This is a genomic window from Pseudomonas donghuensis (assembly GCF_000259195.1).
Taxonomy (GTDB): Bacteria; Pseudomonadota; Gammaproteobacteria; order Pseudomonadales; family Pseudomonadaceae; genus Aquipseudomonas; species Aquipseudomonas donghuensis.
The window spans coordinates 125,336-147,045 of the sequence record NZ_JH650764.1 but is presented as its reverse complement, the minus strand read 5'-3'; the positions used below and the strand labels follow the sequence as shown (position 1 = coordinate 147,045).

The window sequence follows — 21,710 nt, the reverse complement described above, 5'->3', positions numbered from 1 at the left end:
GAAAAACCCAAAAGCCGCTACCGGCGGCCGACGAGATTGTCGACAAGTGCATCGAATGTGGCTTCTGCGAACCGGTTTGCCCCTCCAAAGGCCTGACCCTGAGCCCGCGCCAGCGCATCGTCATGTGGCGCGATATCCAGGCGAAAAAACGTGCCGGCAGCGACACCCGCGAGCTGGAACGTGACTACCAGTACCAGGGCATCGACACCTGCGCCGCCACCGGCCTGTGCGCCCAGCGCTGCCCGGTGGGGATCAACACCGGCGAACTGGTGAAAAAACTGCGCGCCCAGGCAGCCGGTCATGTGAAGACCGCCGACTGGCTGGCCGACAACTTCCACACCGCCCTCAGCGGTGCACGCTTTACCCTGCAGGCGGCCAATGGCGCCCGCCGATTACTCGGTGCGCCGCGCCTGAGTCGCCTGAGCGCCAGCCTGAGCACGCTCAGCCATGGCCGTGTGCCGCAGTGGACGCCGGCCATGCCGCAACCGCTCAAGGCCGTTCAGTTGACCCCGGCCAGCAACGACGCGCGGCCACGGGTGGTGTACCTGGCCGCTTGTGTTTCGCGGGTCATGGGCCCGGCGGCGACGGACCGCGAGCAGACCTCGCTGCTGGACAAGACCCGCGCCCTGCTGGAAAAGGCCGGCTATCAAGTGGTGTTCCCGGACAACCAGGACAGCCTTTGCTGCGGCCAGCCGTTTGCCTCCAAGGGTTACGCCGAGCAGGCCGAGCACAAGCGCCAGGAGCTGATCAACGCCCTGCTCCACGCCAGCCGCGGCGGCCTCGATCCGATCTACTGCGACACCAGCCCGTGCACCTTGCGCCTGGTTCAGGACCTGGCGGAAACGCGCCTGGACCTTTATGACCCGGTGCGTTTCATCCGCACCCACCTGGTCGACAAACTGGAGTTCACCCCCCAGGAAGAGCCGATCGCCGTGCATGTGACCTGCAGCACCCAGCACCTGGGCGAAAGCCAGGCGCTGATCGACCTGGCGCGGCGTTGCAGCAAACAAGTGGTGATTCCCGAAGGCATCCATTGCTGCGGCTTTGCCGGCGACAAGGGCTTCACCACCCCGGAGCTCAATGCCCATTCGCTGCGCAGCCTCAAGGATGCGGTGCAGTACTGCAGTGAAGGAATCTCCACCAGCCGCACCTGCGAGATCGGCCTGTCGAACCATGGCGGGATCGATTATCACGGTCTTGTCTATCTGGTGGACCGCGTAACTCGGGCGCGAGCGATCTGAACCCTGGACCAGCAGTCGACGTCGCTCGACCGATGGCGTATACTGAACCTCGAGCGTTGAAAAACGCTTACAGCTAGAGCGCAACACATGGGGCCGATTAGGATTCGACGCCGGTAGTGAAACTCTAGGTGCATGCCGAGTTGGTAACAGAACTCGTAAATCCACTGTTGCAACTTTCTATAGTTGCCAATGACGAAAACTACGAGGGTTACGCTCTCGCTGCGTAAGCAGCTGAGCCCGCTCTCCTGGTAGCTTCGGCTCCAGCAATCACTAGGGGATGCCTGTAAACCCGAAGTGATTGTCATACAGAACAGGATCGCCGTGCAGTACGTTGTGGACGAAGCGGCTAAAACTTACACAACTCGTCCAAAGCACCCTGCCCGTCGGGCGGCTGCGGATTAACTCAATAGACACGGCTAAGCATGTAGGACCGACAGCGGATCACTGGCGGACGGGGGTTCAAATCCCCCCGGTTCCACCAAATACGCAAAACGAAAAAGGCATCTGGCGCTTGCGCCGATGCCTTTTTTGTTGCCCTCTCAAAAGCATTGCTCAAGGACGAAGCCCATGCGCCCACTGATTACCCTGGCCCTGTTGCTGTTGTGCAGCGCACTACAGGCCGCCCCTCTGTGCGAGAACTTCCTGAGTGCATCTGGCGCTTACCCCAAGGGCATCGAGTATCTGGGCTGCCATCAGGAAGTTGAAGCCCAAACGGCGCCCTTGATTGCGACCTACAAGGTCAAGGGCAGCGAAGCAGCGGTGGCTGAGGCCTACCTGCAGCGAACCTACGGCATGGGTCGCCTGCAGTTTTTCTGCTGCATGTGGGACTCGCTGCGCCACTTCCACCGCGACCCACACAGCGGCATCAAATACCAAGTCCTCATGGCCTCCGAAGAGACGCTGGCCAACCAGCGCTCGCAGTGGGCACAGATCGAGTTCTTCTACATCACCGTCAGCGTCGATACCCTCGAGCCCTGACCGGGCATCAGCCCTTGGCGTACTGCAGCAGTACCTCCAGCGGATGGCGCAACTGGCGGTCAGCCATGCGCTTGACCTGGCTGCGGCAGGAATAGCCGGTGGCCAACGCCTCGCCCTGTTTATCCAGCTTGCCGGCCCAGGACTGCTCGAAGATGGTCCGCGAGGTGTCCTGGTTGCGCGCTTCGTGGCCGTAGGTGCCGGACATGCCGCAGCAGCCGGTGGCTTCAGTCACCAGCTTCAGCCCCAGGCGGGCAAATACCTGTTCCCATTGACGAGTACTGGCCGGCACGTTGGTTTTCTCGGTGCAGTGGGCCAGCAGGCGGAAGGTTTCGCTAGCGCCCGCGGCCTGTTCGGGCAGTACGTCGATCAACCATTCCTGCGGCAACAGGACTTTCGGGCAATCGCTCAGACCTTCGACCTTCTGGTACTCCTGGCGGTACACCAGGGTCATGGCCGGGTCGAGGCCGACCAGCGGCACACCGCAATCGGCCAGGGCCTTGAGCTGGTTGGCGTTGCGAATCGCCGCCTTGGCGAAGGCGCCGAGGAAGCCCTGGACATGCAAGGGTTTGCCGTTGGCGCTGTAGGGCGCGAGGAACACCTTATGGCCAAGACGGTGGGCCAGCTCAATGAACGACGCCAGCAAAGGGGTTTCGAAGTAACGGGTAAAGGCGTCCTGAACCAGCACGATGCTGCGCTCACGCTGGGCCGGGGTCAGCTCGCGCAGCGCCGGCACGCTGGCCGCGCGCACGTTGCAGCGGGTCAGGGTGTTCTGCAGGTTGTAGCGGCTGATCAGCGGGCTGTCGAGCATGCCGACATGGCGTTCGAGCAGGCGGCTGACCCATTTCGACCCCATCACCGCGTTATACAAGCCTGGCGCATAAGCCATGTAGGGAATGCTGAACTCCAGCGAACCGATCAGGTAGTCACGCAGCGGGCGCTGATAGCGACCGTGGTACAGCTCCAGGAAGCGCGAACGAAACTCCGGTACGTTGACCTTGATCGGGCACTGCCCCGCGCAGGACTTGCACGCCAGGCAGCCGGCCATGGCTTCGTAGACTTCGTGGGAAAAGTCAGCCTCGCCACGGGAGCGTGCCTGGTTGTTGCGCAGGCGTTTGGGCAGCTCCTTGAGCCATGAAGTCTTGTTCTTTGCCGCCGCCAATACATCGATGCTGGCCGCACCCTGCAGGCGCAACCATTCACGGATCAGCGAGGCACGGCCCTTGGGCGAATGCTGGCGTTCGCGGGTGGCCTTCCACGACGGGCACATGGCGTCGTTGGGGTCGAAGTTGTAGCAGGCGCCGTTGCCGTTGCAGTGCACGGCACTGCCAAAGCTCTGCCACACCCGCTCATCGATCTGCCGGTCAAAATCGCCGCGCATCGGCGCTTCGTTGACTTTGATCAGGCCCTGCTCGCTGCCTGGCGGGGTGCAGATCTTGCCGGGGTTGAGCTGGTTGTAGGGGTCGAACGCGCCCTTGAGCGACTGCAGTGCCGGGTACAGCTCACCGAAGAAATCCGGCACATATTCCGAGCGCAGGCCCTTGCCGTGCTCGCCCCAGAGCAGGCCGCCATAGCGATGGGTCAGCGCCGCCACGGCATCGGAAATCGGCTTGACCAGCGCCGCCTGGGCCGGGTCTTTCATGTCCAGGGCCGGGCGCACGTGAAGCACGCCGGCATCGACATGGCCGAACATGCCGTAGGCCAGGCCGTAGCTGTCGAGCAAGGCACGGAAGTCGGCAATGTAGTCGGCCAGTTGCTCAGGCGGTACTGCCGTGTCTTCGACGAACGGCTGCGGGCGCACTTCGCCTTCGACGTTGCCGAGCAGGCCCACCGAGCGCTTGCGCATGGTGTAGACCCGGGTCACGGCTTCGGCGCCTTCGGCCAGGGTGTGGCCCAGGCGCTCAACTCCGGTGTCGGCCTGCAGGTGGGCAACGAAGGCTTGCACCCGCGCGTTGACTTCGGCCGGGTCATCACCGCAGAACTCCACCAGGTTGATGCCCAGGGTCGGGCGCTCAGCTTGGGCAGGGAAGTACTCGGCGACGCTGTGCCAGACGATGTCCTTCATCGCCAGCATCAGTACCTTGGAGTCCACTGTTTCGATCGACAGCGGCTTGTGCGCCATCAGCGCATTGGCGTCGCGCAGGGCGTCCATGAAGCTGCTGTAACGCACGTTCACCAGCACCGCGTACTTGGGAATCGGCAGCACGTTGAGCTTGGCCTCGACCACATACCCCAGCGAGCCTTCGGCGCCGCACAGTACGCTGTTGAGGTTGAAGCGGCCTTGCTCGTCACGCAGATGCGCCAAGTCGTAACCGGTCAGGCAGCGGTTGAGCTTGGGGAAGATGGTCTCGATCAACTCGCCCTGGGTTTGCTGGATCTGCCGGGCCATGCGGTACACCTCACCGCTGCGCCCTGGCTGCGCGCAGGCCTGCTCCAGCGCCTGGTCGTCGATCGGCAGGGTATGCAGGCGCTCGCCGCCGAGCAGCACGCTGTGCAGTTCAAGCACGTGATCGCGGGTCTTGCCGTAGGTGCAACTGCCCTGGCCGCTGGCGTCGGTGTTGATCATGCCGCCGACGGTGGCGCGGTTGGAGGTCGACAGCTCCGGGGCGAAGAACAAGCCGTGGGGCTTGAGCGCGGCGTTGAGCTGGTCCTTGACCACCCCGGCCTGGACCCGCACCCAACGCTCCTCGACGTTGATCTCGAGGATGTTGTTCATGTGCCGCGACAGGTCGACGACGATGCCGTCGGTCAACGACTGGCCGTTGGTACCGGTGCCGCCACCACGGGGGGTGAGCTTGACCTGGCGAAAGCGCGGTTCGGCCATCAGCGCGGCAACCCGGGCGACGTCCTCGGCATCCAGCGGGAACACCGCCGCTTGCGGCAGGCGCTGGTAGATCGAGTTGTCGGTGGCAAGCACCGTGCGGGTGGCGTAGTCGGCGCTGAACTGGCCACGGAAACCGCTGGCGCGCAGGGCAGCGAGAAAATCGGCGTAGTCGGCAGCAGGGGCGCTGGTCGGCAGTTGGGCGATCATCAAAGGATGGCCTCTTTAATTTGGCTAATCACGGGAATATCGGAACACTTGCTGGCTGAGCATAATTAGGTCAGCCTCAAGACACTGATGTGCCAATGATCCCGGAGCATGCCGCTGGGGACAACTGGATATTTCTGCCGCTATCGATGACTTTTACGAATGAATTACCGCCACCTCACGCCGTCCATGTCATTGCTGCTGGCTTTCGAAGCCGCTGCCCGGCATGAAAGCTACACCCGCGCCGCCACCGAGCTGTCACTGACCCAGAGCGCGGTGAGCCGCCAGGTGCAGGCGCTGGAGCAGCAACTGGGCCTGACCCTGTTCCGCCGCGAAGGCCGTCAGGTGCGCCTGACCGATGTCGGCAAGCTGTATCAGCGGGAAATGAGCGAAGCCCTCGGGCGGATTCGCAGCGCCACCTTGCAGGCCATGGCGTACCAGTCCGGCGAAGGCAGCCTGCGCCTGGCGACCCTGCCGACCTTCGGCTCCAAGTGGCTGCTGCCACGCCTGCATGAGTTCTACAAGCTGCACCCGGGCATGCTGGTACACATCAATTCACGCATCGAAGCCATCGATTTTGAAACCAGCGGCATCGACGCCGCCATCGTCGTCGGCAATGCCGACCTGCCGGGGCTGGTCTGTCATCGCCTGCATGCCGAAGAGTTACTGGTGATCCTCTCGCCGGACACCGCCGCCAGCCAGGCCGACTGGTCACCGGCACACGTGCGCGAGCAGTTGCTGCTCAATGTGGCCAACAACCCCAACGCCTGGGGCGAATGGTTTTCCCACCATGGCCTGGCGCACCGCAGCATGCGCCTGGGGCCCAGCTTCGAGCTGACTTCGCACCTGATCCAGGCGGTGCGCGCCGGCATCGGCATCGGCCTGGTGCCGCGCATCCTGGTGACCGACGAGCTGGCCAGCGGTGAACTGGTCAGCGTCGGTGCACCCTTTGCCAGCCAGCGCAGCTACTACCTGATCTACCCGCCACGCAACCAGTCGCTGCCGTCGCTGACGGCGTTTCGCGGCTGGTTGCTGGGGCAAATCTGAGGCCCAGGCTCAGATGCTCAGGCAGATCTTGCCGAAGTGCTGGTTGCTTTCCTGGTAGCGGAAGGCCTCGACGATCTGCTCCAGGTCGAAGGTCTTGTCCACCACCGGACGCAGGCCATTGGCATCAATGGCGCGAACCATCGCCTGCTGCTGCGCCCGGCTGCCGACCAGCACACCTTGCAGGCGAATCTGCCGCACCAGGGCCTGGACCAGCGGCAAGTTGCCCGCCACGCCGGTGAGGATGCCGATCAGCGACACATGCCCGCCAATACGCGCAGCGATCATCGACTGCTCAAGGGTCGCCGGGCCGCCCACCTCGATCACATGATCAACGCCGCGGTTGGCGGTGAGCTGGCGCACCTTCTCGCCCCAGGCCGGGGTGCTGCGGTAGTTGATCAGGTGGTCGGCACCGAGGGCCTTGAGGCGCTCGAGCTTCTCGTCGCTGGAGGACGTGGCGATCACCGTGGCACCGGCCAGCTTGGCGAATTGCAGAGCGAAAATCGACACGCCACCGGTACCTTGCACCAGCACGGTATCGCCTGGCTTGAGCGAGTCATCGGCCATCAGTGCGCGCCAGGCGGTGAGGCCGGCGGTGGTCAGGGTCGCCGCTTCGGCGTGGCTGTAGCCCTTGGGCGCATGGGTAAAAGAGGTAGCGCGGGCAGTCACCTGTTCGCGGGCGTAACCATCGATGCCGTCGCCCGGGACCGTGGCGAAACCTTCGACCAGCGGCTGGCCGTCCAGCCAGTCAGGGAAGAACGTGCTGACCACCGCATCGCCCACGGCAAACTCGCTCACGCCAGCACCCACCGCGGTCACCACACCGGCGCCGTCGGCCATGGGAATACGCGGCGCAGTCGGCCCCCACATGCCACTGACCACGGCGAAGTCGTGATAGTTGAGCGAGTTGGCGTGCAGGCGCACGCTGATTTCGCCGGCTTGCGGCGCCGCAGCCTCACGGGTGCCGACCTGCACCTTGTCGTAACCACCGCCGGTCTGGACGATAATGGCCCTGCTGGTCATGGAAACCTCCTGAGTCGATAGACAAATAGCTGACCAGTCTTTGCCTGCCCCTGCCCCAGGTCAAGCACCAGCGCTTGCATAGTTCGCCAGCAAACCACAATAATGCGACTAATTATCAATTACTCGATATTGCCCCACCATGCCCGCTCCCGATCATGCTGCCCTGCACGCGCTCTACAGCGAACATAATGGTTGGTTGAAGAACTGGCTGCGTGCTCGCCTGGGCAATGCCAGCGATGCCGCCGACCTTGCCCAGGACACCTTTATCCGGGTTTTGAACGCGCGCAATGCCGACACTATTCGCGAGCCGCGCAGCTACCTGGGTGCCATTGCCCATGCGTTGATGATCGACAAGTTTCGCCGCAAGGCGCTTGAACAGGCGTACCTGGACGCACTGGCGCTGCGCCCGGAGCGGGTCGCCGAATCGCCGGAAAGCCGCTTGCTGATCCTCGAAACCTTGCTGGCCGTGGACCAGATGCTCGATGGTCTGGGCGAGCGTACGCGCACTATCTTCCTCACCGTACAGCTCGAAGGCCTGAGCTATGTGGCCACTGCCGAGCGCCTGGGGGTGTCGGTGACCACGGTGAAGAAGCACCTGATCCGCGCCATGACCCACTGCTTGCTGCTGACGGACGACTGACATGGCCCAGCCGCTGGACGCTCGCACCCTCGAAGCTGCCGCCACTTGGTACGTGCAGCTCAACGCCGCACCGCCCAGCGCTGCCCAGGTGCAGGCCTGGCAGGATTGGCTGGGCAAGAGCCAGGCCCATGCCCAGGCCTGGGCGCGGGTAGAAAAGCTGCAGCGCCAGCTGGGGCGACTGCCCGCCGATGTCGCCCTGCCGACCCTGGCCGGCGTGCGCGCCCGGCGTCGCGCCGTGCTCAAGACCCTGGCGCTGCTGATGGCCGTCGGTGCAACGGGATGGGCCGTACGGGAAAGTACTCCGGGCCAGGCCTGGATGGCCGAGCTGCGCACCGGCAAGGGTCAGCGCCGCCAGGTACGCCTCGACGATGGCAGCCAGCTCGAACTCAATACCGACAGCGCGGTGGATATCCGCTACGACGGCCAGCAACGCCTGCTGCGCCTGTACAGCGGCGAAATCATGGTGCAGACCGCCCGTGATAGCGCGGCTCGCCCGTTCATTGTCGAAACGGCCGAAGGCCGGGTGCGCGCCCTCGGTACGCGCTTCAACGTCCGTAGCGACAATGGCCTGAGCCGGGTCAGCGTGCTGGAGCATGCGGTTGAAGTGCGTCCGCTCGACCAGCCGCTGTTGATGCTGCGCCTGGAGGCCGGGCAAAGCGTCAGCTTCGACCGCAAGCAGATTGCCGCCGCCCATAATGCCCTGCCCGGCACGGGTGCCTGGACCCAGGGCATGCTGACCGTGATCGAATGGCGCCTGGAGGACTTCATCAGCGAACTGCGCCGTTACCGTCCCGGCGTGCTGCGCTGCGCCGAAAGCGTCGCCGACGTGCGCCTGTCCGGCGCCTTTCGTATCGACGACACCGACACCATCCTGGAAAACCTCGGCGTGTCGTTGCCGGTCAGGGTGCGTTACCTGACCCGCTACTGGGTCAGCATTGAAGCTGTCTGAAGAAATTTCGCACAAAGGGTTGCCGATTTTCATTCTCATTCGGCTACGCAGGTAAAGCGGCACATTTCGACCGCCCCTCTGCCCAGCCAATCGAAGGAAATCCTGCATGACCCCGACTTGTCCGCGCGCCCCTCGCCCGCTGGTTCGCGCTGTCCACCTGGCGCTGTTCGGCCTGACCCTGGCGCCGCTGCCGTTGCTCGCGCTGCTGCCCGCCAAGGCCATGGCGCAGAGCGCCAGCACCCAGTTCCAGATCGCCCCGGGCCCGCTGGGCACCGCCCTGAGCCTGTTTGCCACCCGCGCCAACATCACCCTGTCGTTCGATGCCCGGCAGACCCAGGGCCAGCAGTCGGCCGGCCTGCAAGGCGACTACTCGGTGGAAGAAGGCCTGGCGCGTCTGCTCAGCGGCACCGGTCTGCAGGCTCAGCGCCAATCCAACGGCGGCTACGTGCTGGTGCCGGCCAGCAGTGGCGCGGTAATGGAACTGGGCGCCACCAGCATCAATGCCCAAGGCCTGGGTGAGACCACCGAGGGCACCCATTCCTACACCACGGCGGCAACCCGCACCGCGACCAAGCTGCCGCTGTCGATCCGCGAAACGCCACAAACCATCACCGTGGTTACCCGCCAACAGATGGATGACCAGGGTGCCCAGAGTATTTCCGATGTGTTGCGCAATACCCCCGGCGTGTCGGCGCAAACCTATGACAGCGACCGTACCGAGTTCTCCAGCCGTGGCCTGGTGATCACCAACTACCAGTACGACGGCGTCAACACCGTGTATGACGGCGTGTATGGCGAAGGCACCGCGCATGTCGACATGGCCATCTATGACCGAGTGGAAGTGCTCAAGGGCGCGACCGGTCTGATGACCGGCTCCGGCGACCCGTCGGCCACGGTCAACCTGATTCGCAAAAAACCTACCGCGCAGTTCCAGAGTTCGCTCACCGGCAGTGCCGGCAGCTGGGACAACTACCGTGGCGAAGTCGATGTCTCCGGCCCGATCAACAGCAGCGCCAGCGTGCGTGGGCGCTTCGTCAGCGCGCAACAGGACAAGAAGGGCTACCAGGACCACTACCAGCAAAGCAAAGAGGTGTACTACGGCATCCTCGAGGCCGACATCACCCCCGACACCCTGCTGACCGTCGGCATCGACCAGCAGACCACCACCCCGCGCGGCAGCTCATGGACCGGTAACCCGGTGTACTACACCGACGGCGGCCGCACCGACTTCTCCCGCTCGTTCAACCCGGGCGCCGACTGGAGCCGCCGCGACTTCCAGAACCGCACCTACTTCGCCTCGCTGGAACAGGCGCTGGCCAATGACTGGTCGCTCAAGCTGACGGTCAACCAGTTGCAAAGCGACCACGACACTCGCCTGGCCTCGGCCAGCGGTGGCGCGCCGGATCGCAATGGTGATGGCATGTCGTTCTTCTGGGGGCGTTGGGAAGGTCATCGGGTACAGAACAGCGCCGACCTCAACCTCTCCGGCCCGTTCACCCTGTTTGGTCGCCAGCATGACCTGGTCGTCGGCCTGGACACCAACCATTCCCGCCAGACCGGCGCGACCTGGGACACCAGTGAGTTTGCCATGGTGCCAGGCAGCATCTTTGACTGGGACGGTCACATTGCGGTGCCGGCGTTCCCGAAAAACGGCAAGTACGAGCAAAACAAGAGCCAGAACGGCGCTTACCTCGCCACCCGCCTGCACCCGAGCGACGACCTGTCGGTGATCCTCGGCACCCGGGTCAGTACCTTCAAGTACAGCGACCAATATGACTATGACGGCCTCAACCCGACCTTCCAGAACAACCAGTCCGGCTACAAGCAACACGGCGTGGTCACCCCATACGCCGGCATTGTCTACGACCTCGACGACACCTACTCGGTGTACGCCAGCTACACCTCGATCTATCAGCCACAGAGCAACAAGGACAGCAACGGCGCCACCCTCGACCCGGTCGAAGGCGACAGCTACGAAACCGGTCTGAAGGCGGCCTACTTCGACGGCAAGCTCAACGCCAGCCTGGCGCTGTTTCGCATCGAGCAGGACAACGTCGCCGAGTCGATCGGCACCAACCCTGCGACCAACGAAGGCATTTACAAGGCTACCAGCGGCGCCACCACTCAAGGCATCGAACTGGAAGTTGCCGGTGAACTGCAGGAAGGCTGGAACCTCTCGGCCGGTTACACCTACGCGCGCTCACGCGATGCCGACGAGCAACACATCTATGGCTTCCCGATGAGCACCAGCAAGCCTGAGCACCTGGTGCGGCTGTTCACTACCTATCGCCTGCCTGGGGTGCCGGACAAAGTGACCGTCGGGGGTGGGATCAACTGGCAGAGCGCGTTCTACGGCAAGATCTACAATCGCTCGGTGAACGACTACACCTTCATCAAGCAAGGCGGCTACACCCTGGTCGACCTGATGACCCGTTACCAGTACAACGAGCAGCTGAGCTTCACGGTCAATGCCAACAACGTGTTCGACAAGCGCTACCTGACCGGGCTGGGTAACTACGACACCACCTACTACGGTGATCCGCGCAATGTGATGCTGACGACGCGCTGGGAGTTCTGAGTAAGGTGTGAGGGCCTCATCGCTGGCAAGCCAGCGCCCACAAGGACCACGTGCAGCCCACCTGTGGGAGCCGGCCTTGCCAGCTATTGGTCGAGCATCCTCTGCAACGCTCGACAATCCGCCGCATGCCAGTCGGCCAGCTGCGGCCAGGGATTGTCCGGCAGGTTGACCAGAATCGTCCGCGCCCCCGCCGCCCGACCGCAATCCAGGTCAAAGCGATAATCGCCGACCATGATCATCTCGGTCGGCGCCACGTCCCAGGCTTTGGCCAGCTTCAACAAGCCACCCGGGTGCGGCTTGGGCGGGGCTTCATCACGGCCGACGATGTGCTCGACGGCAAAGCAGTCGGCCAGGCCGATCGCTTTCAGGGTGATGTGCGCCAGTTCACGGGCGTTACGGGTCAGAATGCCCAGTTGGCAACCGCGCGCCGCCAGATCGCGAACCAACTCCACAGCGCCGGTGGCCGGGCGCGAACCGATCGCCAGCTCACGCTCATGCTCCAGCAGCCAGGCATGCTTGGCCGCGGCCTCGGCGGCCGGCAAAGCGGCCAGGTGGGTAAGGATGTCGTGCGTCTGCGGAATCTCCAGCGCCTCTTTGATCGCCGCAAAATCGTGCACGGCGACAGTCAGGGTGCCGTCCATGTCGAACACCCAGTGGCGAATCTGCTGCAGGCTCATTGCCAATCCTTGCGATGTCGAATCAGGCCTTCCTGGCACGACGACGCCACCAGTTGCCCGGCCTGGTTGTAGATGTTGCCGCGGGCAAAACCACGGGCATTGCCGGCCCATGGGCTGTCCATGGCATACAGCAGCCACTGGTCGGCACGCAGGTTACCGTGGAACCACAGCGCGTGGTCGAGGCTGGCGATCTGCATGTCTTTCTGCCACACCGATTTACCGTGGGGCAGCAGCGAGGTGGTCAGCAGGCCAAAATCTGACGCGTAAGCAAGCATGTACTTGTGCAGCGCCGGCACGTCCGGCAGGTTGCCATCGGCGCGGAACCAGACGTACTTCACCGGCTCGCCCGGCTTGGGGTTGAACGGATCCTCGGCGGTCACCGGGCGCATTTCGATCGGCTTGGCGCAGAGCATCTTGTCGCGGATCGCCTCAGGCAGGCGATCGGCCATGCGCTTGGCCAGTTCGACTTCCGACGGCAGGTTCTCCGGGCCGACCACCTTGGGCATCTGGCTCTGGTGCTCGAAGCCTTCTTCGTCGTACTGGAACGAGGCGCTGCAGGTGAAGATGGTCTGGCCCTTCTGGATCGCGGTCACCCGCCGGGTGCTGAAACTGCCGCCATCGCGCACACGGTCGACCGAATAGACCACCGGCATGCTGGCATCGCCCGGGCGCAGGAAGTAACCGTGCAACGAATGCACATGCCGCGCCTCCTCGACCGTCTGGCTGGCCGCCGACAGCGACTGGCCCAGCACCTGGCCGCCGTACAGCTGGCGGAAACCCAGGTCCTGGCTTCGCCCGCGGAACAGGTTTTCCTCGATCGATTCCAGGCTCAACAGGTCAACCAGATCGTCCAACACGTGGCTCATTCAAGATTCTCCAAGGCAATGCGCAACTGCAGCAAATAATACAGGGTTTGTCATTGCCGGCCTGTATGTTGTGCAATTCAGCCGCGCAGGGTGGCCTGCCACTGGGCGCGGTCGATGCGGTACAGCACGTGGGGGCGCAAGGGGTGGCCTGGCTCAAGTTTCGGGTGCTCGAAGCTGCCGGCCAGATCCTGCTGCATGCCGATGGCCTGCATGACTTTCTGCGACGCCAGGTTGCTTTGCGAGGTGAACGACACCACCTGCTCCAGGCCCAATTGCGCGAACGCGCAGCGCAGGCTGGTCCAGGCCGCTTCGCTGGCAAAGCCCAGCCCCCAGTGGCGTCGGGCCAGGCGCCAACCGATCTCCACGGCCGGGGCGAAGTCGGCATCAAAACTCACATTGAGCAGGCCGGTCATGCCGATGAAAGCGCCAGTGTCCTTGCGCTCCAGGGCCCACAGGCCATAGCCGTACTCATTGAAGTGACCACGAATACGGCCGATCAGCGCGGCGCTCTCCAACCGGGTCAACGGCGCAGGAAAATAGCGCATGACCATAGGGTCGGCGCACATGGCAGCAAATTCGGCGAGATCGTCATCCTGCCATTGGCGCAATTGCAGCCGTGCGCTTTCCAGTTGCAATATCGGGGTCATGCTCGGCTCCTTATCCACAGCCTGCAGTTTACAGCGTAGGCTGTTCATTGACTGCTGGCGTCCCGGTGCGGGTAGCACAACAAGGCAAGGAGCTGGCAAGATCAACGCTTGCTCTGACCAAGACCCCGCCATGCCCCTGCCGCTGATCTACCACGACGACTACAGCCCGGCGTTCCCTGCCGAACACCGTTTTCCGATGGACAAGTTCCGCCTGTTGCGCGATCACCTGGTCGCCAGCGGCCTGACCACGGATGCAGCGTTGCTACGCCCAGAAATCTGCCCCGACGACATCCTTGCCCTGGCCCATGACCGTGCCTACATCGAGCGCTACATGCACGGCGAGCTGTCGCGCGAAGACCAGCGCCGCCTCGGCCTGCCCTGGAGCGAAGCCTTGGCACGGCGTACCGTGCGCGCGGTGGGCGGCTCGCTGCTGGCCGCCGAGCAGGCTCTGGAGCACGGCATCGCCTGCCACCTGGCCGGCGGTACCCATCACGCCCATTACGATCACCCGGCCGGTTTCTGCATCTTCAATGACCTGGCGGTGATCAGCCATTACCTGCTTGAAGCCGGGCGGGTACACAAAGTGCTGATCTTCGATTGCGACGTGCACCAGGGCGACGGTACCGCGCGCATCCTCCATAACACCCCGGACGCCATTACCGTGTCACTGCATTGCGAGCAGAACTTCCCGGCGCGCAAGGCCGAAAGCGACTGGGACATTCCGCTGCCCCGCGGCATGGGTGACCAGGCTTACCTGAAGGTGGTCGATGACGCGCTCAATTACCTGCTGCCGCTATACCGCCCGGACCTGGTGCTGTACGACGCCGGGGTCGATGTGCACAAGGATGATGCTCTCGGCTACCTGCAACTCACCGACGAAGGCGTCGCGGCGCGCGACGAAAGCGTGCTGCGCCACTGCCTGGGGCGTGACATTCCGGTAGTCGGGGTGATTGGCGGAGGTTACAGCAAAGACCGCGAGGCCCTCGCCCGCCGTCATGGGATACTGCACCACAGCGCCAGCCGCGTGCTGGGTTACTCACAATGACTGTGGAACCGCCTGTGGATAACCTGCTGGAAACCCCCTCAACGCCTTTAACCACCTGGCCTTGAGCCTGCTGTTCATTTTTTGATCAGTGTTTCCGGGCGCCTCGCTAAGGTAGAATGCCGGCTCTTTTTCCCAGCTTGCAGCCGACCATGACCGACACCCGCGCCACCGACCGCCCACACGTTGCCATTATCGGAGGCGGGCCGGCCGGGCTGATGGCCGCCGAAGTGCTGAGCCAGGCCGGAGTCGCCGTCGAGTTGTACGACGCCATGCCCTCGGTGGGCCGCAAGTTCCTCCTGGCCGGGGTCGGTGGCATGAACATCACCCATTCCGAGCCTTACCCGGCGTTTATCTCCCGCTATGCCGAGCGCGCCGGCGAAGTCGCCCACCTGCTCGAAGGCTTCGATGCCGATGTGCTGCGCCAGTGGATTCACGACCTGGGTATCGAAACCTTTGTCGGCAGTTCCGGCCGGGTGTTCCCCCGCGACATGAAAGCCGCACCGTTGCTGCGCGCCTGGCTCAAGCGCCTGCGTGACGCCGGGGTAGTTATCCACACCCGCCATCGCTGGTTGGGCTGGAACACCGAGGGCGCCTTGCGGATCGCTTATCCACAGGGCGAACTGGCACTCAAGCCGGCCGCCACCGTGCTCGCGCTGGGCGGCGGCAGTTGGGCGCGGCTGGGTTCCGATGCCGCCTGGCTGCCCTGGCTACAGGCGCAGGGCGTGCAGATTGCGCCCTTGCAGGCGGCCAACAGCGGCTTCGAGGTCGAGGGCTGGAGCGCAGTGCTCAAGGACAAGTTTGCCGGCGCGCCGCTGAAGAACATCGCCCTGAGCCTTGATGGCCAGCCCCCGCGCCTGGGTGAGTGCGTGCTCACCGCCCAAGGCCTGGAAGGCAGCCTGGTGTATGCCTGGTCGGCGCAGATCCGCGAAGCGATCAACCGCGATGGTAGCGCCAGGGTGCTGATCGACCTGCTGCCCAACCGGCCTGTGGATAAAATCCAGCAGGCCCTGGCCAAACCGCGAGGTTCCCGCTCGATGGCCAAGCATCTGCACAGTCAGCTTGGCCTGGACGGGGTCAAGGCGGCGCTGCTGCGCGAGCAGACCGATCAACAGACCTTTGCCGACCCGGCGTTGCTGGCGCAGGCGATCAAGGCCTTGCCGGTCACCCTGGTGCGCCCTCGCCCGCTGGATGAAGCGATCAGCAGTGCCGGTGGGGTGACCTTCGAAGCGCTGGATCAGCGCTTGATGCTCAAGCAACTGCCTGGGGTGTTCTGTGCCGGCGAGATGCTCGACTGGGAAGCGCCGACCGGCGGCTATCTGCTGACGGCCTGTTTTGCCAGTGGGCGCAAGGCCGGGCTGGGCTTGCTGGACTGGCTCAAGGCTTAAGGGAAGGCTTCGCCTTCCATCGCCGGCAAGTCCGGCTCCCACAGGTTATCGCTGCCCTCTGTAGGAGCGGGCTTGACCCGCGATGGCGTACTCAAGGCTTGCGCTTGCGCGGCCCGGTGTTGAAGGTCGGCACCTTGCGCACCGGCTTGGCCTGCGGCGCCGCTGCCGGCGCTTCTGCGCTGTCCAGCCAACGCCCGAGGCTGCGTTTGCTGCTGTTTTCCTTGGGCTTCTTCGGCTTTTTCGGCTTCTTCAGCACCTGGCCATTGGCATCGGTCATCGGCACTTTGTGGTCCGGAATGAAATCCGGCTCTTCATGGCGCGGCAAGGTCTTGCGGGTCAGGGTTTCAATCGCCGACAGCAGTTGAACCTCGTCGGCACACACCAGCGAAATCGCCTCACCACTGTTGCCCTTGCGCCCGGTACGACCGATGCGGTGAATGTAATCCTCGGCCACGATCGGCAGGTCGAAGTTGACCACCAGCGGCAAGTCGTCGATATCCAGCCCACGTGCTGCCACGTCGGTGGCAACCAGGATCTGGATCTCGCGGGCCTTGAAGCTGTCCAGGGCTCGCTGGCGAGTGGCCTGGGGCTTGTCGCCGTGAATACCGTCGGCGTTGACGCCCTGGCCACGCAGGCGCTCGACCAGTTGATCAACGCCATTGCGAGTCTTGGCGAACACCAGCACCTGCTTCCAGCGCTGCTTGCGCATCAGGTGGCTGAACAGCTCCGGTTTGCGCTTCTTGTCCACCGGCACGATCCACTGCTTGACGGTGCTGGCGGTGACGTTGCGCGGGCTGACTTCAATGCTCAACGGGTCATTGAGGGTCTGCGCGGCCAGTTGGCGGATCTCATCGGAGAACGTCGCCGAGAACAACAGGGTTTGCCGACGTGCCGGCAAGGCGGCGTATACCGCGCGCAGCTCTTCGGCAAAGCCCAGATCGAGCATGCGGTCGGCTTCATCGAGCACCAGCGCCTGCAACTGATTGAACTTCACCGCGTTCTGGCGAAACAGGTCGAGCAGCCGGCCCGGGGTGGCCACCAGCAAGTCGATACCCTTGCGCAGCTTCATCATCTGCGGGTTGATGCTGACGCCGCCATACACCGCATAGGTGCTCAGCGGCAGGTGCTCGGCGTATTCGCGAATGTTGGCGTGCACCTGTTCGGCCAGCTCGCGGGTCGGCACCAGCACCAGGGCGCGCACCGAATTGCTGGCAACCTTGGCCCCTTCCAGGGTCAGGCGCTGCAGCAGCGGCAGGGCAAAACCTGCGGTCTTGCCAGTGCCGGTCTGGGCGGCGGCCATCAGGTCGCGACCGGCCAGCACGGCAGGGATGGCCTGGGCCTGGACCGGCGTCGGGGTGTTGTAGCTCAGGCGCTCGAGCGCGCGCAGCAAGGGTTCGATCAGGCCGAGTTTGGCGAAAGTCATGGCAATACCGTGTGGGGAATTCAGCAATGGCGGCAGTTTACCCTGTTCGCGCCCGGCGCGTGGCTTCGTCGGCTTCAACCCGGCTGCTCGAAGCGGACCTTGACCAGGCGATCAAGCCCTTCCCCAAGGAAGAACGAGAAGGGCCTGCCACTCTGGTATGCATAACTGCCACAGGCATCTAACACCGAAGGTTCGCGCCTGATGAAGTAGGAATACGGGCTATACCTGATGGTACCGAGCGAGCCGAACTCGAACACCAGGCGATCGGCCTGGGCTCTTTCCTGTACCGCCTCGGGTCGCAGGATACGCACTCGCATACCGCCCATTTCCAGACGTTCGAGCAGGTTGCGATCATCGAGAAACAGCTGTGCAGGCGCCTGGAGCTGCTCACCACCGGGGGTGCGCAGTTTCATTTCACCCCGCAGGTCCGCGCCACTGACATCGAATTCGGTCACTTCAAAGGGCAAGGCCGCAAGCAGCCTGGCATTGGCTTCGCAGATCATCTCGGCCTGCAGGCGCTGATCAACTGGCGGGCCCTCGATGCGCCGCAGACGCACATCGGTCCCTGGCAAAAAACTGAACTGCAAGGTCAGGCTCACTTCACCCTGCGCAACGATGTCTTTTGACGCAGGACCAAAATCATAAACGCCCAAGCCCAACTGCCTGGCCTGGCGCATGTCGACCACCAGCCGGCCACTGAGCAGGGCCGTCTCTCGAGCCGGCTCGAAGGACTCGAAAAGCGCCCGCAGATCCTGACGCTGCCTGGCATTCAGGGCATCGTCAGCAAAACGTACCCGCAGCGCTCGCGTGCTGTCGGGGTCGAGTACCAGTTCGATCTGTTGCGAATCGATCTGCAGCTCCGCCAGGGCTTGTTGCAAAGCTTGCAGGTAACGCGGATCGATTTCGTCAGTACTGTTTTCACGGGTGACCGACTCCTGGAAATACAGGGTCATGAAGGTCTTCCTGTCGTCGCGAAGCATGACTATGCACACCGCTATCAGCGCCATGTAGCCAACGATCTTCACTGCCTCCTTGGCAAAACGTCCTTTCATTTACAGAGTTCACCTTCCATGTCGCCAACGGGTTTGGCTTTTTCCACTGCCGGTCGGCGCCACTGCGGCACACCGATCAACACCACGGCGCCAATGATAACCGCCATTGCCACGCATTCCTCGTAACCGATCTGTTCACCGGCAAAAACAATACCCAGTAACACCGCCACCGCCGGGTTGACATAGGCATAGCTGGTGGCAGCGGCCGGGCGCACGTGCTTGAGCAGGTACATATAGGCGCTGAAGGCCAGGATCGAGCCAAAGAACACCAGGTAGGCCAGCGCGCCCCAACCGGCCGCGGTGGGCATCTGGGTCATGCGTTCGCCGCTCAACACGCTGCCGAGCAGCAGGACCACGCCGCCGACGAGCATTTCTGCGGCACTGGCCATCGGCCCCTGGGGCAACGGCAGGCTTTTGCTCCATACCGAGCCAAAGGCCCAGGAGGCGGCGGCAAACAGGATCAGCGCGGCACCGACAGGACTGGCCTGCAGGTTGGAGCCCAGGTTGAGCAAGGCGATGCCAACCAGGCCGAGGACGATCCCGGCCCATTCCAGGCGGGTGTTGCGATGGCCCCAGAGCAGGCCGAACATCAAGGTGAACAGCGGCACCGTGGCCACTGCCAGCGCCGCCACACCAGAGGCCACGCCCGCATGTTCGGCCAGGGTCACGCCGCCGTTGCCGCAACTGAGCAGCAAGACGCCGATGACACCCGCCGCCCGCCATTGCGGCCAGGTCGGTGCCGGCACCCCGCGCCAGCGCAAAAAGCCATAGAGCAAGGAACCGGCGATGACAAATCGCACCCCGGCCATCAGCAATGGCGGCCAGGACTCGACGCCGATGCGAATCACCAGGTAGGTCGAGCCCCAGACCAGGTACAAGGCGAGAAAGGCGCCAATCAAAACTAACGGGAAGCGACGGGAGGCAGGCATGGGGGGCTCGAATTATCGTTGTCGGGCAGTTAGTTTAGAAAGGCGGCACGCTAAACATAAGTTACAAAACCTGTTTAAACCAACCGTACACTTTTGAAACAACGGTTCTTATGGCCTTGCGCCTTTGAATCGACAATCACCCTCTGGAAGCCCATGGACAAGTACGATCGCATGCTCCTCAGCGCCCTGCTGGACAACGGCCGCGCCTCCTTCGCCGAGCTCGCGCGCAAGGTCAATCTCTCCGCCCCGGCGGTGGCTGAACGGGTGGCCAAGCTTGAGGCCAGCGGGGTGATTACCGGCTATCAGGCCAAGGTCGACCTGGAGAAGATCGGCCTGCCGATCCAGTGCGTGATCGAGCTGCGCCTGGCCAGCCATGGCAACCCGCAGACCTTTGAGGAGCTCACGCAGATCCCGCAACTGACCGAGTGCCACCGGGTGACCGGCGATCCCTGCGTGATCATGCAGGCAGCCGTGGCCTCGATGCCGGAGCTGGAGGAACTGATCAACCGCATCGCCCAGTTCGGCTTCAGCAAGACCTCGATCATTCTCTCCAGCGCCGTGGAGCGGCGCCTGCCGCTGGGCCACCTGGAGCCCAACGGCAAGAAGGCCTAGCGATAGTTTTTCAGCGCTTCGCCGATCTTCGCCGCGGGGACTTTCTGCAGGCTGCAGAACAACTGGTGGGAGACACCGTTGACGCCCTGCTGGCGCAATTGCCCGGCCAGGTGCTGGGCCAGGTTGGCGGCCATTTCAGCATCGGCCATGGCCCGGTGCGCGGTACCGGTATCAGGCAGGCCGGCCCAACGGGTCAGGGTGCCCAATTTGTGGTTAGGCGCCGAGGGCATCAGGCGTCGCGCCAGCAACATCGAGCAGGCGAACCGCTGGCTGCGGCTACGGCCGATCTGCGACAGCTCGTAGTCCCAGAACTTCTGGTCGAACGAGGCGTTGTGGGCGAGCATCGGCGTATCGCCGACGAACTCGGCTACCTCGTTCATCACCCGGGCAATCGGCGGCGCGCTGCGCAGCATGGCGGTGGTGATGCCGGTCAAGCCGGCGACAAACGCCGGTACCGGCACCCCGGCATTCATCAGGCTTTGATAGCGCTCGACGATGCGCCCGCGCTCCAGCATGACCACCGCCACCTCCGTGGCCCGGCAACCGGCACCGGGTGAAATGCCGGTGGTTTCAAAGTCGATGACAGCGATACGTTCCAAAACGACAACCTCAGAAATCTTAATGCTTGAGCAGCAGGCTGCCCTCGATGGGCACATAACGGCTGGCAGCGCGAATCAGTGAATTGGCGGTCAGCCCCGGTACGCCATAGGCGACGGCCTGAATGCCGTGACGGCTGATGACCCGCTCGAGCAGCAGGTCGAAATCACCATCACCGGAGGCCAGCACCACCTCGTCGACCCGCGCGGCGGCGTCGATCACATCAAGGGTGACGCCCACGTCCCAGTCGCCCTTGGCCGAGCCGTCGCTGCGCTGGATATAGGGTTTGAGTTTGACCGTGAAACCGAGGTTGCGCAGGATCTGCTGAAACTGCTGTTGCTTGCTGTCGCCGCGGTCGATGGCGTAGGCCACCGCTTCGACGATCTGCCCGTGCTGGCTGATGTCGGCCCACAGCGCCGCATAGTTGAAGTGGCAACCGTAGGCCTGGCGCACGGTGTAGTAGAGGTTTTGCACATCGGCGAATACCGCGATCTTCTTCACCGCTTTTCCTCATGGCGCACAGCGCTGTTGCCGGCCGCCGCACACCGGGGCCGTTTCGGCGCCCAGTATGCCAGCCTGCGGGCCATGCGGGTAAGCGCGGTCAGACGAAGCTGTCGTCGTCGCCGCCGAAGAAGCCGCCGTCGTCGCTGCCGTAGTCGCTGTCCATGAAGCCGCCCTGGTCATTGCCGTAGCTGCCGTTGTCGGCGGTCAGGCGCTGCTCGTCATTGCTGCCCCAGCCACTGGTGTCGCTGGCCGGCGCCGGTTCTTCCTTGATTACTTCGACCACCTCTTCAGGCTGTGAGTGATGGTTGAACAGGCTGCTGATGCCTTGCGCCAGCATCACCCCGCCCGCCACACCGGCAGCGGTTTGCAGTGCGCCACCGAGGAAGCTGCTGGCCCCACTGCGGGCGGGAGCCTGGGCCGGTGCGGCGTTGAAGCCCTGCTGTTGCGCTGGCGGGTTGAATGACGGGCGCGACGGTTCGCGCCAACCGCCGCCAC

The 21,710-nt window shown here is 63.7% G+C and carries 20 protein-coding genes and 1 other RNA gene; 10 read left to right on the top strand and 11 right to left on the bottom strand.

The window, feature by feature from the left end:
- The 3 genes from UW3_RS29530 to UW3_RS0113140 form a co-directional block, all read left to right on the top strand.
- Positions 1-1,241 (top strand): (Fe-S)-binding protein (locus UW3_RS29530; RefSeq protein WP_010222954.1); only part of this gene is annotated, 1,241 nt, incomplete at its 5' end.
- A gap of 89 nt (positions 1,242-1,330) precedes the next feature.
- Positions 1,331-1,722, top strand: a transfer-messenger RNA (tmRNA) gene (gene ssrA / locus UW3_RS27945).
- A gap of 86 nt (positions 1,723-1,808) precedes the next feature.
- Positions 1,809-2,219 carry a DUF4952 domain-containing protein gene (locus tag UW3_RS0113140; protein WP_010222953.1) on the top strand — a complete coding sequence of 137 codons (411 nt, stop codon included), beginning with the start codon at positions 1,809-1,811 and terminating at the stop codon, positions 2,217-2,219.
- A gap of 7 nt (positions 2,220-2,226) precedes the next feature.
- Here UW3_RS0113140 and ydiJ read toward each other — a convergent pair whose 3' ends face one another.
- Positions 2,227-5,247 (bottom strand): D-2-hydroxyglutarate dehydrogenase YdiJ, encoded by a 3,021-nt coding sequence (ydiJ, locus tag UW3_RS0113135; RefSeq protein WP_010222952.1) that lies wholly within the window; start codon positions 5,245-5,247, stop codon positions 2,227-2,229.
- Between the two features lie 159 nt (positions 5,248-5,406).
- Between ydiJ and UW3_RS0113130 the strand changes: the two genes are divergently transcribed.
- Positions 5,407-6,291, top strand: coding sequence for a LysR substrate-binding domain-containing protein (locus tag UW3_RS0113130; protein ID WP_010222951.1), 885 nt, complete (start codon positions 5,407-5,409; stop codon positions 6,289-6,291).
- A gap of 9 nt (positions 6,292-6,300) precedes the next feature.
- Here UW3_RS0113130 and UW3_RS0113125 read toward each other — a convergent pair whose 3' ends face one another.
- On the bottom strand, positions 6,301-7,311 hold the full coding sequence (locus UW3_RS0113125) for a zinc-dependent alcohol dehydrogenase family protein (RefSeq protein ID WP_010222950.1): 1,011 nt from the start codon (positions 7,309-7,311) through the stop codon (positions 6,301-6,303).
- 139 nt (positions 7,312-7,450) lie between these two features.
- On the opposite strand from UW3_RS0113125, the gene UW3_RS0113120 reads away from it, so the two are divergent.
- The 3 genes from UW3_RS0113120 (at position 7,451) to UW3_RS0113110 (ending at position 11,478) form a co-directional block, all read left to right on the top strand.
- Positions 7,451-7,951, top strand: a complete 501-nt coding sequence (locus tag UW3_RS0113120; RefSeq protein WP_010222949.1) for a sigma-70 family RNA polymerase sigma factor — start codon at positions 7,451-7,453, stop codon at positions 7,949-7,951.
- A gap of 1 nt (position 7,952) precedes the next feature.
- A complete protein-coding gene (locus tag UW3_RS0113115) occupies positions 7,953-8,900 on the top strand; it encodes a FecR domain-containing protein (RefSeq protein WP_010222948.1) in 948 nt (315 codons plus the stop codon).
- Positions 8,901-9,006: 106 nt separating this feature from the next.
- The gene (locus tag UW3_RS0113110) at positions 9,007-11,478 is read left to right on the top strand and encodes a TonB-dependent siderophore receptor (protein ID WP_010222947.1); all 2,472 of its coding nucleotides are present in this window, start codon (positions 9,007-9,009) and stop codon (positions 11,476-11,478) included.
- Between the two features lie 83 nt (positions 11,479-11,561).
- Here the strand turns inward: UW3_RS0113110 and UW3_RS0113105 are convergent, their stop codons facing one another.
- From UW3_RS0113105 to UW3_RS0113095, 3 genes are all read right to left on the bottom strand, one after another.
- Positions 11,562-12,155, bottom strand: a complete 594-nt coding sequence (locus tag UW3_RS0113105) for an HAD family hydrolase (protein ID WP_010222946.1) — start codon at positions 12,153-12,155, stop codon at positions 11,562-11,564.
- Positions 12,152-13,021 carry an acyl-CoA thioesterase II gene (gene tesB, locus UW3_RS0113100; RefSeq protein WP_010222945.1) on the bottom strand — a complete coding sequence of 290 codons (870 nt, stop codon included), beginning with the start codon at positions 13,019-13,021 and terminating at the stop codon, positions 12,152-12,154. Before tesB ends, UW3_RS0113105 begins: the two co-directional genes overlap by 4 nt.
- 77 nt (positions 13,022-13,098) lie before the next feature.
- Positions 13,099-13,668, bottom strand: coding sequence for a GNAT family N-acetyltransferase (locus UW3_RS0113095; RefSeq protein ID WP_010222944.1), 570 nt, complete (start codon positions 13,666-13,668; stop codon positions 13,099-13,101).
- 130 nt (positions 13,669-13,798) lie between these two features.
- Between UW3_RS0113095 and UW3_RS0113090 the strand changes: the two genes are divergently transcribed.
- Both UW3_RS0113090 and UW3_RS0113085 read left to right on the top strand, forming a co-directional pair.
- The gene (locus UW3_RS0113090; RefSeq protein WP_010222943.1) at positions 13,799-14,713 is read left to right on the top strand and encodes a histone deacetylase family protein; all 915 of its coding nucleotides are present in this window, start codon (positions 13,799-13,801) and stop codon (positions 14,711-14,713) included.
- Between the two features lie 149 nt (positions 14,714-14,862).
- Positions 14,863-16,098: a TIGR03862 family flavoprotein gene (locus UW3_RS0113085; protein ID WP_010222942.1), complete on the top strand. Its 1,236-nt coding sequence runs from the start codon at positions 14,863-14,865 to the stop codon at positions 16,096-16,098.
- A 91-nt stretch (positions 16,099-16,189) separates the two neighbouring features.
- On the opposite strand, the gene UW3_RS0113080 is transcribed toward UW3_RS0113085, so the two are convergent.
- From UW3_RS0113080 to yedA, 3 genes are all read right to left on the bottom strand, one after another.
- Entirely contained in the window at positions 16,190-17,521 is a 1,332-nt protein-coding gene (locus UW3_RS0113080) for an RNA helicase RhlE1 (protein WP_010222941.1), read from the bottom strand.
- A gap of 74 nt (positions 17,522-17,595) precedes the next feature.
- Positions 17,596-18,573: a hypothetical protein gene (locus UW3_RS0113075; RefSeq protein WP_010222940.1), complete on the bottom strand. Its 978-nt coding sequence runs from the start codon at positions 18,571-18,573 to the stop codon at positions 17,596-17,598.
- Positions 18,570-19,502, bottom strand: a complete 933-nt coding sequence (gene yedA / locus UW3_RS0113070) for a drug/metabolite exporter YedA (protein WP_010222939.1) — start codon at positions 19,500-19,502, stop codon at positions 18,570-18,572. Before yedA ends, UW3_RS0113075 begins: the two co-directional genes overlap by 4 nt.
- Before the next feature lie 153 nt (positions 19,503-19,655).
- Here yedA and UW3_RS0113065 point away from each other — a divergent pair, with 153 nt between their 5' ends.
- A complete protein-coding gene (locus UW3_RS0113065) occupies positions 19,656-20,114 on the top strand; it encodes an Lrp/AsnC family transcriptional regulator (protein ID WP_010222938.1) in 459 nt (152 codons plus the stop codon).
- Here UW3_RS0113065 and UW3_RS0113060 read toward each other — a convergent pair.
- From UW3_RS0113060 to UW3_RS29525, 3 genes are all read right to left on the bottom strand, one after another.
- Complete coding sequence (locus tag UW3_RS0113060; RefSeq protein ID WP_010222937.1) at positions 20,111-20,713, bottom strand: 3'-5' exonuclease; 603 nt, start codon at positions 20,711-20,713, stop codon at positions 20,111-20,113. The genes UW3_RS0113065 and UW3_RS0113060 overlap by 4 nt on opposite strands.
- A 19-nt stretch (positions 20,714-20,732) precedes the next feature.
- Positions 20,733-21,212 carry a LabA-like NYN domain-containing protein gene (locus tag UW3_RS0113055; RefSeq protein WP_010222936.1) on the bottom strand — a complete coding sequence of 160 codons (480 nt, stop codon included), beginning with the start codon at positions 21,210-21,212 and terminating at the stop codon, positions 20,733-20,735.
- Positions 21,213-21,312: 100 nt separating this feature from the next.
- A partial coding sequence (locus tag UW3_RS29525) for a DUF2076 family protein (protein ID WP_010222935.1) occupies positions 21,313-21,710 on the bottom strand: 398 nt, incomplete at its 5' end.